This window comes from Novosphingobium olei, assembly GCF_012927405.1.
GTDB classification, from domain to species: domain Bacteria; phylum Pseudomonadota; class Alphaproteobacteria; order Sphingomonadales; family Sphingomonadaceae; genus Novosphingobium; species Novosphingobium olei.
In genome coordinates this window covers 425531-437756 of sequence record NZ_JABBGM010000001.1, presented here as the reverse complement: position 1 = coordinate 437756, position 12226 = coordinate 425531, and the positions used below count along the sequence as shown (strand labels likewise).

At 64.2% G+C, this 12226-nt stretch carries 13 protein-coding genes; 4 read left to right on the top strand and 9 right to left on the bottom strand.

Going from position 1 to position 12226, the window contains the following annotated elements:
• Nucleotides 1-58 precede the first annotated feature (58 nt).
• Entirely contained in the window at nucleotides 59-1030 is a 972-nt protein-coding gene (locus HHL27_RS02020) for a type II secretion system F family protein (protein ID WP_169491689.1), read from the top strand.
• Between the two features lie 19 nt (nucleotides 1031-1049).
• Nucleotides 1050-2066 (top strand): type II secretion system F family protein, encoded by a 1017-nt coding sequence (locus HHL27_RS02015; protein WP_169491688.1) that lies wholly within the window; start codon nucleotides 1050-1052, stop codon nucleotides 2064-2066.
• Nucleotides 2067-2103: 37 nt separating this feature from the next.
• Here the strand turns inward: HHL27_RS02015 and HHL27_RS02010 are convergent, their stop codons facing one another.
• The 9 genes from HHL27_RS02010 to HHL27_RS01970 form a co-directional block, all read right to left on the bottom strand.
• Nucleotides 2104-3111: a fumarylacetoacetate hydrolase family protein gene (locus HHL27_RS02010; protein ID WP_169491687.1), complete on the bottom strand. Its 1008-nt coding sequence runs from the start codon at nucleotides 3109-3111 to the stop codon at nucleotides 2104-2106.
• On the bottom strand, nucleotides 3108-3566 hold the full coding sequence (locus HHL27_RS02005) for a MarR family winged helix-turn-helix transcriptional regulator (RefSeq protein ID WP_169491686.1): 459 nt from the start codon (nucleotides 3564-3566) through the stop codon (nucleotides 3108-3110). The genes HHL27_RS02010 and HHL27_RS02005 overlap by 4 nt, the downstream gene beginning before the upstream one ends.
• 110 nt (nucleotides 3567-3676) lie before the next feature.
• The gene (mtnP, locus tag HHL27_RS02000; protein WP_169491685.1) at nucleotides 3677-4519 is read right to left on the bottom strand and encodes an S-methyl-5'-thioadenosine phosphorylase; all 843 of its coding nucleotides are present in this window, start codon (nucleotides 4517-4519) and stop codon (nucleotides 3677-3679) included.
• Nucleotides 4520-4538: 19 nt separating this feature from the next.
• Complete coding sequence (locus HHL27_RS01995) at nucleotides 4539-5186, bottom strand: TetR family transcriptional regulator (RefSeq protein WP_169491684.1); 648 nt, start codon at nucleotides 5184-5186, stop codon at nucleotides 4539-4541.
• 16 nt (nucleotides 5187-5202) lie between these two features.
• Nucleotides 5203-6075 (bottom strand): crotonase/enoyl-CoA hydratase family protein, encoded by an 873-nt coding sequence (locus HHL27_RS01990; RefSeq protein ID WP_169491683.1) that lies wholly within the window; start codon nucleotides 6073-6075, stop codon nucleotides 5203-5205.
• Nucleotides 6076-6144: 69 nt separating this feature from the next.
• A complete protein-coding gene (locus HHL27_RS01985) occupies nucleotides 6145-6930 on the bottom strand; it encodes an SDR family NAD(P)-dependent oxidoreductase (protein ID WP_169491682.1) in 786 nt (261 codons plus the stop codon).
• A gap of 25 nt (nucleotides 6931-6955) precedes the next feature.
• Complete coding sequence (locus tag HHL27_RS01980; protein ID WP_169491681.1) at nucleotides 6956-8128, bottom strand: acetyl-CoA C-acetyltransferase; 1173 nt, start codon at nucleotides 8126-8128, stop codon at nucleotides 6956-6958.
• Nucleotides 8129-8219: 91 nt separating this feature from the next.
• A complete protein-coding gene (locus HHL27_RS01975) occupies nucleotides 8220-9176 on the bottom strand; it encodes an acyl-CoA dehydrogenase family protein (protein WP_169491680.1) in 957 nt (318 codons plus the stop codon).
• Nucleotides 9177-9186: 10 nt separating this feature from the next.
• On the bottom strand, nucleotides 9187-10326 hold the full coding sequence (locus HHL27_RS01970; protein WP_169491679.1) for an acyl-CoA dehydrogenase family protein: 1140 nt from the start codon (nucleotides 10324-10326) through the stop codon (nucleotides 9187-9189).
• Between the two features lie 103 nt (nucleotides 10327-10429).
• Here HHL27_RS01970 and HHL27_RS01965 point away from each other — a divergent pair, with 103 nt between their 5' ends.
• Both HHL27_RS01965 and thiL read left to right on the top strand, forming a co-directional pair.
• Nucleotides 10430-11236, top strand: coding sequence for a crotonase/enoyl-CoA hydratase family protein (locus HHL27_RS01965; protein ID WP_169491678.1), 807 nt, complete (start codon nucleotides 10430-10432; stop codon nucleotides 11234-11236).
• Nucleotides 11237-11241: 5 nt separating this feature from the next.
• Entirely contained in the window at nucleotides 11242-12120 is an 879-nt protein-coding gene (thiL, locus tag HHL27_RS01960; protein WP_169491677.1) for a thiamine-phosphate kinase, read from the top strand.
• The last annotated feature ends 106 nt before the right edge of the window (nucleotides 12121-12226 follow it).

Genomic DNA, 12226 nt, shown 5'->3' with positions numbered 1-12226 from the left:
GCCATTCCAGCGACGGTCATGGTCAACGAACACGCGGTCAGCGAGGCAGGATAACGCGATGAACATCGCCCAATTGCTCATCATGTCGATCGGGATCATGGCGGTCCTGGTGCTGAGCTACGCCGCCTTCAGCGGGCCATCGGCGACCAAGGAAAGCTCGCGCCGGCTCCAGGCGGTGCGCTTTCGGCATTCGGACAACGCGGTCGACAAGGTCGAGGCGCAGTATCGCAAGGCCGTCGCCGCTCGAAAGCCAAAGGCCTATCGGCCTGCGGGAAGCAGTTCGCGGCTCGAAGCGCTCGAGATGCGGCTGCACAAGACAGGTCGCAGCTGGACGCTGAGCCAGTACCTTTACGTCTCCGGCGGCCTTGGCCTGGTGGTCATGGTGCTGCTCTATCTCAAGACCTCGGCTCCCCTGCTTGCGCTGGGCGGAGGCGTGTTCATCGGTGCCGGTCTGCCCCACCTGGTGGTGGGCCGCGCGATCAGCCGCCGCGTCAACAACTTCGTGGTGCGTTTTCCCGATGCGTTGGAACTGCTCGTCCGCGGCCTTCGCTCGGGCCTGCCGATCAGCGAGACGCTGGGCCTGGTTGCCACGGAAGTTCCCGGCCCTGTGGGCGAAGAGTTCAAGATGATTACCGACCGCATCAGGGTCGGCCGGACAATGGAGCAGGCGCTTCAGGAAACGGCGGACCGGCTCGACATGCCCGAGTTCAGCTTCTTCTGCATCACGCTCGCGATCCAGCGGGAAACCGGCGGCAACCTTGCTGAAACGCTGGCGAACCTCGCCGACGTGCTGCGCAAGCGCGCGCAGATGAAGCTCAAGATCCGCGCCATGAGCTCGGAATCCAAGGCCTCGGCCTACATCGTCGGTGCGCTGCCCTTCATCGTGTTCGGTCTGATCTACTCAATCAACCCGACGTACATGGAAAAGTTCTGGCTGGATCAGCGCCTGATCGTGACGGGCATTGGCGGCTTCGTCTGGCTCGGCATCGGCGCCTTCATCATGGCCAAGATGGTCAACTTCGAGATCTGACGGGAAGACGGCAAGACCCATGCTTACGACACCGCACGGCCCCACCCTTCTCGGCTTCAACGTCATTGCCGTCGGCTCGATCCTTGCCGGGATCGCTGCCCTTGCCGTGATGCTCGCGATCTACGCTGCGATCACCGTGCGCGATCCGATGTCCAAGCGGGTCAAGGCGCTCAACGAACGACGCGAGCAGCTCAAGTCGGGCATCATGACGGCCAATGCGCGCAAGCGTGCCAGCATCGTCCGTCGCAACCAGACCACGGATTCGATCCGCAGCTTCCTGGAATCGCTGAAAGTTCTGCAGGACAGCCAGGTGAAGGTCGTCCAGCAGCGGCTTGCGCAGGCGGGCATCCGCAAGAAGGAATGGGCCGTCGCGGTTATTCTTGGCCGCATGATCGGGCCGATCGTGCTTGGCGGGATCGCGCTTATCGTGGTCTATCTGATGAACCACTTCCCCGAATGGGGCTCGTTCAAGCGCTTTGCCGCTTTTGCAGTATTGGTGATCGGTGGCTACAAGGGCCCCGACCTTTTCGTCAGCAACATGGTAACAAAGCGCACGGCTGCCATTCGCAAGGGCCTGCCGGACGCGCTAGACCTGCTGGTGATCTGCGCAGAGGCCGGCCTGACGGTCGACGCGGCGTTCAGCCGCGTGGCCCGCGAACTCGGGCGTGCCTATCCTGAACTCGGCGACGAATTCGCGCTTACCGCCATCGAACTCTCGTTCCTGACGGAACGCCGCCAGGCCTTCGAGAACCTTGCCTACCGGGTTGATCTCGAATCGGTGAAGGGCGTCGTCACGACGATGATCCAGACCGAGCGCTACGGCACGCCGCTTGCGTCGGCACTGCGCGTGCTTTCGGCCGAATTCCGCAATGAACGCATGATGCGCGCCGAAGAAAAGGCGGCACGCCTTCCCGCGATCATGACCGTTCCGCTGATCCTGTTCATCCTGCCGACGCTGTTCATCGTCATTCTCGGCCCGGCGTCGTGCTCGATCGCCGACAGCCTTGGCGGCAACGGGGCCTTTGGGTCGAAATAAGTCAGGCGGCGGCGCGTCTCGGCGCCCCGCCCTCCTCTCAGGCCGGAACGACGGTCTGTTCGATCGCGCCGAAAACGCTGTGTCCGGCAGCATCGCGCACCTCGATCCGCACGACGTCGCCATGACGCAGGAACGGCGTGCGGGCTTCGCCGTGCAGGATCTGCTCGACCATGCGCTGCTCGGCGATGCAGGCATAACCGCGCCCACCTTCCCCGACCGGACGGCCAGGCGATCCGTCGGGATCGCGGTTGGAAACGGTGCCCGAGCCGATGATCGAGCCCGCCGCCACACGACGCGTCTTGGCAAGATGCGCGATCAGCACGCCGAAGTCGAAAGTGCACTCTTCGCCCGCCTGCAACCGACCGAAAGCCTGGCTGTTGAGGTCGATCGACAGGCGATGGTTGAGCTTCCCGCCCTGGAATGCCGCGCCCAATGTGTTCGGCGTGACGAAAACCGGCGAAAAATGGCTCGCCGGCTTGGACTGGACGAAGCCGAAGCCCTTCGCCAGTTCGCCCGGGATAAGGTTGCGCAGTGATACGTCGTTGACCAGGCCGACCAGGCGAATGGCATCGAGCGCGGCTTCGGCGCTCGCTCCCCGATCGACATCGCCGGTCACCACCACCACCTCGGCTTCGAAATCACCGCCCCATGCCTCGTCGGGCAGGACCAACGGTTCGCGGGCCCCACGCAGGTCATCGCTGCCGCCCTGGTACATCAACGGATCGGACCAGAAGCTTTCGGGTAGCTCCGCACCGCGGGCCTTGCGCACCAGTTCGACGTGATTGACGTAAGCACTGCCATCGGCCCACTGATAGGCGCGCGGCAAGGGTGCCGCCGCTTCACGCTCGTGAAAGCGCTTGCGCGGGATGGCACCATGTTCGAGCTCGATTGCGAGCGCCTCCAGCAGCGGGGCGTATCGATCCCAGGAATCGAGCAGGCTCTGCATCGTCGGCACGATATGATCGGCGTCGGCATACCAGGCGAGGTCGTTCGAAACGACGATCAGCCGCCCATCGCGGCCCTGCGGCAGGGATGCGAGCTTCACTTGGCGTCGCCTTCGAGCGCGCTGACGGAAGCGCGCAACTTGTCGAGCAAAGCCCGCAACTTCTCGATTTCGCGCGGGGACAGCGCGGCAAAGATCTTTTCGTAGATATCGAGCGCCTGGGGCCAGATCTTGCCATGCATGTCGAGCCCTGCCTCGGTCAGCTCGAGGTGATGCGATCGGCCGTCGGCCTCGTTCGGGCTGCGGCGGATAAGCCCGCGGTCTTCAAGCACCTTGCAGGCACGATTGACGGCAACCTTGTCCATCAGGGTGAACCGGACAAGATCCCGCTGCGTCAGTTGGCCTGCATCGCCAAGCACGGCCATGATCCGCCATTCGGGAATCTTGAGCCCGAATTCGTTGCGGTATTCACCTGCGATAAGACCGCTCACCGCATTCGAGGTGATGGCCATTCGGTAGGGGACGAAGTCTGCAAGGCGGGTCTGGGATGCGGGCATGCCATTTGGTATCCACTGAAACTAGCGGAGGTGCAAGTGAAAGAATGTGACAGCGACCGTTGCCTGCGCCTTTAGATAATGCCCATCATGCGGGCATAGTGAAATTTTCTTTACAGCGCCAAGCGTCCAGCTATCGCGTCAAGCCTGCTGATCAGAGCTCTGTCGCGCTTGGCTGGCGCTGTCATGATAGCATTGTCGAGCGCATGGTCGATCGGACTCCCGGCGCGCTCGGGCGGAAGCAGGCGAGCAAGCTCGTTCACGGTGCGGCGAGCGAGCGCTGCATTTGCATGCATCACCTGCACCACCTGATCGACTTCGACATGTTCGCCATCGCGCCAGCTGTCGTAATCGGTCACCATTCCGAGCAGCGCATATGGAAGTTCCGCCTCCCGCGCGAGACGCGCCTCGGGCATCCCGGTCATGCCGATGACATCTACCCCCCACTGGCGATACATGCGGCTTTCGGCGCGGGTCGAGAACTGCGGCCCCTGCATGGCAAGATAGCAGCCACCACGATGCACCTTTGCCCCAGCCGCCTGTGCAGCGTCGGCTGCAAGGGACGAAAGCCGCGGACACACCGGGTCGGCGAGCGAAACGTGCGCGACGAGACCTTCGCCGAAAAAGCTGCCGTCGCGGCCGCTCGTGCGATCGATGAATTGATCAACGGCAACGAAGCTGCCCGGAGCGAACTCTTCGCGCAGGGAGCCGATGGCCGATATCGCGATCAGATCGGTCACGCCGCACCGCTTCAGCACGTCGATATTGGCGCGATAGTTCACGCCTTCAGGCGGAATGCGATGCCCTTCGCCATGGCGTGGCAAGAAGGCGAAGCGAACTCCAGCAATCGTACCGATCGTCACGGGACCGGACGGTGCACCGAAAGGTGATGCTATCTCGATCCGCTGCGTATCTTCGAGCAAGGCCAGGTCATAGACACCTGAGCCGCCGATCACACCGATCCGCCAGCCTCGCTCAGGCCGCGGGGGGGGCAAGGATCCCGGCCATGATGAAGTCGACCGTGTGCTCGCGATAGCGGTCGCGAAGGTTTTCGGTCAGCGTGTCCGTGCCATAGCAATGCCGCAGCACGAGCCGGGCCGAGAAGAACCTGTCCGCAGCGCCGGTAACAGTGAAGTAGAACAGCTGCGGGTCGATCTGACGGAAAACACCCTTCTTGATGCCTGCCCCGATGAACTTGTCATAGGCCTGCCCCAGCGGCGTCAGATATTTGTCAGCGATCCGCTGCGCTTCGGATTCATCGCTGTCGCGAACAAGCCGCATCAGCAGGCGGTTGAGGTAGGGATAGGCGTAGTAGGTATCGATGCAAGCCGCGATATGGCGACGCAGCTTGACCTCGGGGTCCATGCTGTCCTTCTCGACGAGCGCATCGACCGACTTCACGATGGTGGTCATGTCGCGATCGAGCAAGGCCTTGAGAAGGCCCGCCTTGTTCCCGAAATAGTACTTCACCAACGCGGAGTTCAGACCCGAGCGAAGGGACAGCTCCGACAAGGATATGTCGACCTGATCCCCTTCGCGCATGATCGACGAAGCCGTGTCGAGCAACAGCTCGCGCGCGCCTTGCTGCTCCACGATGTCGCTGCTTTCCCCTGTTGCGCCCATTCCTACCTGTTCTCGCTCACTCGTAGCCCGGTTCATCCCACCACGGATAGAACGCGGGCATATCCGAAGAAACACGTGCTGGGTAGTTGGGCGCGCGCTTTTCGAGGAAGCTGGCCACACCTTCCTTGGCATCTGCCCCGCGCGAGAGCGTGTAAATGGCGCGGCTGTCGACGCGATGCGCCTTCATCGGGTGATCGTATTGCGGATTGTGCCACAGCATCGCCCGCGTCATCGCAACGGAAACGGAGCTGGTGTTGTCGGCAATCTCGCGCGCCAAGGCATTGGCGGCAGGCAGCAGATCTTCAGGCTCGTGCACCGAGCGAACGAGGCCGCCGCGCAGTGCTTCCTCCGCATCGAACACGCGCCCGGTCATGCACCACTCGAGCGCCTGGGGCAGTCCGACGATGCGCGGCAGGAACCAGCTCGACGCCGCTTCGGGCACGATGCCGCGGCGCGCAAACACGAGACCGAAGCGCGCCTTCGTCGAAGCAAGGCGGATGTCCATCGGCAGCTGCATGGTGACGCCGACGCCGACAGCAGCCCCATTGATCGCACCGATGATCGGCTTCTTGGATTGGTAGAGGCGCAGTGTCAGCAGACCACCGCCGTCACGCACGCGCGGGTCGGACAGATCCTCGACCGCCTCGCCGCTTGAAAACACATGCTTGCCGTCCTCGGGCGTGAGGTCGGCCCCGGCGCAGAACGCGCGGTCGCCGGCACCAGTCACGATCACCGCCTTGACGCTGTCGTCAGCGTCGGTGCGATCGAAGGCATCCTGCATTTCCAGCATCATCGTGCCGGTGAAGGCGTTCATCTTCTCCGGGCGATTCAGGGTCAGCGTGGCGACACCATCGGCGATGTCGAGGATGATCTGCTTGTATTCGGTCATGGATCTCTCCCGGGGAAGGAAAAAGGGCCGGGGTTCTTGTGCCCCGGCCCTTTCAATTTCAGCTTTCGATCAGCGCGGCGCCATGCGGATGGCACCATCGAGGCGGACGTCTTCACCGTTGAAGTAGCCGGTCTCGATCATGCAGAGAGCGAGATTGGCGTATTCCGCTGGATCGCCCAGGCGCTTGGGGAACGGCACCGACGCGGCCAGCGCGGCCTTCACGTTGTCGGGCGCCGCAGCCAGCAGCGGGGTATTGAAGATGCCCGGCAGGATGGTGTTGACGCGAATGCCTTCGCTCATCAGGTCGCGGGCGATCGGCAAGGTCATGCCGACGACGCCGGCCTTCGACGCCGAGTACGAAGCCTGGCCCATCTGACCATCCTCAGCGGCAACCGACGCGGTGTTCACGATCGCGCCGCGCTCGCCGAATTCGCCCACCGGATCGAGCGTCATCATGCCCGCAGCCGACTTGGCGATGCAACGGAACGTGCCGACCAGGTTGATCTGGATGATCATGTTGAAGGCGTCGATCGGGAAGTGCTTGATCGAGCCGTCTTCCTTCGACCGGCTGGCGGTCTTGATCGCGTTGCCGGTACCGGCGCAGTTCACCAGGATGCGCTCCTGGCCGATCGCAGCGCGCGACTTCGCAAAGCCGGCATCGACGCTTTCGTCGCTGGTCACGTTCACTTCGCAGAAAACGCCGCCGAGTTCGGCCGCCAGGGCCTCGCCCTTTTCCTTGTTCAGATCGAACAGGGCGACCTTCACGCCCTTGGCAGCAAGCGCGCGGGCGGTTGCGGCGCCAAGGCCGGAGGCGCCGCCGGTAATGACGGCGGACACGGTATTGTCGAGCTTCATGGTATCATCCTCCCAGGGAAATTTCTCAGAGCGCCTCGACGATGGTCACGTTGGCGACGCCGCCGCCTTCGCACATCGTCTGCAGCCCGTACTTGCCGCCACGGGCCTTGAGGCCATGCAGCAGGGTCGCCATCAGCTTGGTGCCCGAAGCGCCGAGCGGGTGGCCGAGCGCGATCGCACCGCCATTGACGTTGAGCTTGGCGGGATCGGCATCGTGATGCTTCAACCAGGCCATCGGCACCGAGGCGAAAGCCTCGTTGACTTCGTAAAGGTCGATGTCGCTGATCTTGAGACCAGCCTTCGCCAGCGCCTTGTCGGTGGCGAACAGCGGCTCTTCGAGCATGATCACCGGATCGCCGGCGGTCACGGCCAGCGTGTGGATGCGGGCAAGCGGGGTCAGGTTGTACTTCTTGAGCGCCTCTTCCGAAACGATCAGGGCAGCCGATGCACCGTCGCAAATCTGGCTCGAGGTCGCGGCCGTCAGCTTGCCATCGGGGCTCAGCAGCTTGACGCCGGCAATGCCTTCAATCGTCGCGTCCATGCGGATGCCTTCGTCGACGGTGTGCTGTGCGGCACCCTCCGGCGTTTCGATGTCGATCGGCACGATCTCATTCTTGAAGGCGCCGGACTCGGTCGCCGCCTTGGCCTTCTGGTGGCTCTCGAACGCGAACTGGTCCATCATCTCCTTGGAGAAGCCATGCTTGTTGGCGATGGCTTCGGCACCCGCGAACTGCGTCCAGCCGGCTTCACCGTAGCGCTCGACGATGCCCGGCGAACGATAGGTGCCAAGACCCTCCTTCATGTAGAGGATGGCGGTCGAACCCATCGGAACGCGGCTCATGCTCTCGATGCCTGCGGCAATCACCACATCCTGCGTGCCGCTCATCACCGCCTGCGCGGCGAAATGGATCGCCTGCTGCGAGGAACCGCACTGGCGGTCGATGGTCACGGCCGGGACCGATTCCGGCAGAACCTTGGAAGCGAGCACGGCCATGCGGCCGACCTGCTGGGCCTGTTCGCCGCCCTGGCTGACGCAGCCCATGATGACGTCTTCGACGGCAGCCGGATCGATGCCACTGCGCACGACAAGCGCGTCGATCGTGGTTGCGGCAAGGTCGACGGGGTGAACGCCGGCAAGACGACCGCCGCGCCGTCCACCGGCGGTGCGCACTGCGTCAACGATATAGGCGGTTGCCATGGTACTCGACTCCTCTCGACAGGATCTGTTTAATTGAGCGATTAAACAGGATCGATGGCGATGGTCAAGCACCCATGAGGCGATATTTCACTCAGGCGATCAGGCGGTCGGTCCGTGCAGCCACTTCGCGCCAGAGGCCATGGCCACCCAGCCCTGCGGCCTTGCGCCCCAACACGCGCGCCCAATGCGCGTCACTGCCGAATTCGCTGCGCCAGTGCATCAGGCGGCGGGTGTAGCGGTTGAGGGCGTATTCGATGGTAAAGCCGATCGCACCATGGACGCGATGCGCGATCGGCACAGCACGATCGACAGCAAGGCCAAGACGATACTTGCCCGCGGCAATCTCGAATTCTGCATCCCCGGCATCGAGTGCCGCGGCGCAGGCGGCGGCAGCGGCATCAACGGCGGCAGCTTCCTCGGAAAACTCCGCCAGCGCCTGCTGCACAGCCTGGAACTTCGCTAGCGTGCGGCCGAATTGGACGCGCGTGTTGACGTGGTCGATCGCGAGCGTGAACGCGGCTTCCATCGCGCCTGACGCCTGCGCCAACCGCGCGAAAGCGCCCAGCCCGTCGAGATTGGCGGCGCAAGGTGCGGTGGCCGTCGGCTCACCCGCAAGCTTGATCAGGTCGGACGGCTCTCCGGCCAGCGAAGCCCCTTCCTCGACCGCGAAGGCGCCGTTGGCGTAAAGCGACAGCGTGCCGTCGCGCACCATGACGACCGCATCGGCATGGCGACCAAAGGGGGCGCGACCATTCGCGGCGACGAACGTCACCAGCCCTTCGGGCGCGGCGATTCCCGCCTGCGCCAGCAAGGCGTGGGCGATAATCGGTTCCGCGACCGGCGCGGCCACGGCGTTGAGGCCCGCAAGGCGCAGCACCGCCAGGACGTCGCCCCAATCGCCGCCGAACCCGCCTTGGTCGGCAGGAATTAGCAGCGTGGCGAAACCCGCTTCGGCAAGTCGGGGCGCAGCGTCCTCGAACGATGCTGTGGCGAGATCGGCGAACAGTCCTTCGGCCATCTCGACGAGAAGTTGACGGTTTTCACTCATCCCAGATTCCTCACCGGAGCCCAAGTCCCTTGGCAATGATCCCGCGCAGGACTTCGGGCGTACCGCCGCGCAGCGAGAAGCTGGGCGCGGCCAGCAGGTAATAGGCAAGCAGCTGGGACAGCGCGCTGCTTCCCGCAAGATCCGTATCGGTCGCCGCCTGGACCAGACGCGGCAGCGCCTGTTCGTAGGCATTGCCGAGGTCCTTGACGATCGCCGCCTCAACGATCGGATCCTCGCCCGCGTCGAGCTTGGCCGCGGTCGACATCGACATCTGGCGCAGCGTCCACATTTCGGCGGTAAGCCGTCCGATCAGCTCGGCGATCTCGTCAGCGGGATTCGGGCCGATCGCGTCGATCAGCGCAACGAGCAGGACATGGCTCGAAAGATACCGTTCGGGTCCTGATCGTTCGAGCGCCAGTTCGGCCGTCACCTGCCTCCAGCCCTGCCCTTCGACACCGACCAGCGCGTCGTGCGGCAGCAGCACGTCCTCGAAGAAGATCTCGTTGAAGTGGTGCGTGCCGGTCATGTCGATGATCGGCCGGATCGTGATCCCCGGCGTGTCGAGGTCGATCATCAGCTGCGACAGCCCCTGCTGGCGCTCGCTGCCTTCCTCGGTGCGCAGCAACGTCAGCGCAGCATGGCTCTTGTGCGCACCGCTGGTCCAGACCTTCTGGCCGTTGACCAGCCAGCCCTCGTTCGTCTTCTTCGCGAAGGTCCGCACGCTGGCGAGGTCGGAGCCCGAATTGGGCTCGGACAGGCCGATGCAGGCATAGATCTCGCCGCGCGCCATGCCCGGCAGGTACTTCTCCCGCTGCGCCTCGGTGCCATAGCGCACGAGCAGCGCGCCCGTCTGGCGGTCGGCGATCCAGTGCAGCCCGGCCGGCGCACCTGCCGCAAGCAGTTCCTCGAGCACGACATAGCGTTCGAGCATGGTCCGCTCGTGGCCGCCGTACTGCTTGGGCCAAGTCATCCCGAGCAGGCCCGCTGCGCCCATGGCGCGCGAAAACTCGGGGTCGAAGCTGAACCAGCAGTTCGCCCGCTGCAGCGGGGTCCAGCGATGTTCGTGCTCGGCCACCAGCGCGCGCACCTGCTGGCGCAACGCCGGAATGTCACCTTGCGGACGGAAGGGGTGAAGCGGGAATATTTGCATCGCTGCGATGCCTATGGCAGCCCCCGCACAACCGCAAACCGAAAGCCGGTTTTTCACGATGTTGAATTACCCTTTCAGGCAACGAGAAACAGGAGATGCTGCCATGACCAGTCCGTTCCTATCCGTCGAGCGCCGTGGCCGCGTCGCCATCCTCACGATGAGCCGCCCTGAATCGATGAATGCGATCGGCACGCTCGAGGATTGCGACAATATCGTCGACACTTTCTTCCAGCTCGGCAACGATCGCTCGGTCAGCGCGATCGTGCTCACCGGATCGGGCCGCGCCTTTTCAAGCGGTGGAAACATCAAGGGCATGAAGGAGCGCCAGGGCATCGGCGTTCTGGACCAGCCCGACTCGACCCGTGCGAACTACCGCCGGGGCGTGCAGCGTGCGACGCGTGCCATGCTCGACTGCGAAATCCCGATGATCGCCGCGATCAACGGCCACGCCATCGGCTTGGGGCTCGACCTTGCCTGCCTGTGCGACATTCGCGTCGCCGCAGAAAGCGCAAAGATGGCCGCAAGCTTCATCAAGGTCGGCATCGTGCCCGGCGATGGCGGGGCGTGGACGCTGCAGAAGATCGTCGGCTATTCGAAGGCCGCCGAACTGTTCCTCACCGGACGCACGTTCGATGCCGCCTATGCGCAGAGCATCGGCCTCGTCGGCACTGTCGTGCCCGACGCCGATCTCATCGAAACCGCCGTCGGCATCGCCAACGAAATCGCTGCCAATTCGCCGCGCGCGCTGCGCCTCACCAAGAAGCTGCTGCGCGAAGCCCAGCACGGCCGCGCGCACGACGTGCTCGAACTGTCCGCCGCCTACCAGGCGATCGCGCACGAAACCAAGGATCACGCCGAAGCGGTCGCCGCGATCCTCGAAAAGCGCGCGCCCAATTTCACCGGAGACTAACGTTCATGGCGGGCGAGGCCGACTTCATCGCCGCGCTGCGCGGCCTCGCCACCCATCCTGCCGCGCGCGGGCTGGCCGATGATTGCGCCGTGCTGCGTCTGGGCAGCGAGACGCTTGTCCTCACCCATGACGCGATGGTGGAGGGCGTCCACTGGTTGCCCGGGCAGGATCCCGCCGACATCGCCTGGAAGCTGGTAGCAACCAATCTTTCCGACCTCGCCGCCAAGGGCGCGGAGCCGCTTGGCGTATTGCTGGGCTACGCGCTGGGCGATGATGACAGCCGCTTCCTCGAAGGCCTGCACGAGGTGCTCCGCGTCTACGATGTGCCGCTGCTGGGCGGCGATACAACGGGCGGCGCCGGAAGGCGCACCTTCGGGCTGACGGCACTCGGCCGCGCCACCTGCGATCCCGTCCCGGCCCGATCTGGAGCGAATGTGGGTGACAGCCTGTGGCTGACCGGCCCGGTCGGAGCGGCGATGCTGGGGTTCGAGGCCTTGCGCGACGGCCTTGGCGATGTGGACACGACCGCTTTCCGCCGCCCTGTCCCGCGCCTTGCCGAAGGGCGCGCCCTCGCCCCGCTTGTCAGCACGATCATGGACGTGTCGGACGGCCTGCTGATCGATGCTGCCCGGCTGGCGCAGGCGAGCGCCGTCACGCTGGCGCTCGACCTTTCACTGATTCCCGTGGTTCCTGCCCTCCCCGCCGATCGCATAGACGATGCACTGCGCTGGGGAGACGACTACGAATTGCTATTCACCTTGCCCGCCGGAACTGTCCCGCCGGTGGCGGCCCACTGCATCGGACGGGCGTTGGTACAAGTCGACCATCCCCTGCTGCTCGACGGCAATCCTCCGGCTGGCACGCTCGGTTATTTGCACGATTGACGCAGATCATCGAAAGGCTTGCAGGCCTGCCATAAACCTATAGCTTCCCTGCCAACCCGCAACGACGGGGTGCGGCTTTCAAGGCCGTTTGAATAAGGGGGATGCC

What these genes read in the sequence shown, in the direction of transcription:
- HHL27_RS02020 (WP_169491689.1), top strand. Translation starts at nt 59, where the DNA reads ATGAACATCGCCCAATTGCTCATCATGTCGATCGGGATCATGGCGGTC.
- HHL27_RS02015 (WP_169491688.1), top strand. Translation starts at nt 1,050, where the DNA reads ATGCTTACGACACCGCACGGCCCCACCCTTCTCGGCTTCAACGTCATT.
- HHL27_RS02005 (WP_169491686.1), bottom strand. Translation starts at nt 3,566, where the DNA reads ATGCCCGCATCCCAGACCCGCCTTGCAGACTTCGTCCCCTACCGAATG.
- HHL27_RS01995 (WP_169491684.1), bottom strand. Translation starts at nt 5,186, where the DNA reads ATGGGCGCAACAGGGGAAAGCAGCGACATCGTGGAGCAGCAAGGCGCG.
- HHL27_RS01990 (WP_169491683.1), bottom strand. Translation starts at nt 6,075, where the DNA reads ATGACCGAATACAAGCAGATCATCCTCGACATCGCCGATGGTGTCGCC.
- HHL27_RS01985 (WP_169491682.1), bottom strand. Translation starts at nt 6,930, where the DNA reads ATGAAGCTCGACAATACCGTGTCCGCCGTCATTACCGGCGGCGCCTCC.
- HHL27_RS01980 (WP_169491681.1), bottom strand. Translation starts at nt 8,128, where the DNA reads ATGGCAACCGCCTATATCGTTGACGCAGTGCGCACCGCCGGTGGACGG.
- HHL27_RS01975 (WP_169491680.1), bottom strand. Translation starts at nt 9,176, where the DNA reads ATGAGTGAAAACCGTCAACTTCTCGTCGAGATGGCCGAAGGACTGTTC.
- HHL27_RS01970 (WP_169491679.1), bottom strand. Translation starts at nt 10,326, where the DNA reads ATGCAAATATTCCCGCTTCACCCCTTCCGTCCGCAAGGTGACATTCCG.
- HHL27_RS01965 (WP_169491678.1), top strand. Translation starts at nt 10,430, where the DNA reads ATGACCAGTCCGTTCCTATCCGTCGAGCGCCGTGGCCGCGTCGCCATC.
- thiL (WP_169491677.1), top strand. Translation starts at nt 11,242, where the DNA reads ATGGCGGGCGAGGCCGACTTCATCGCCGCGCTGCGCGGCCTCGCCACC.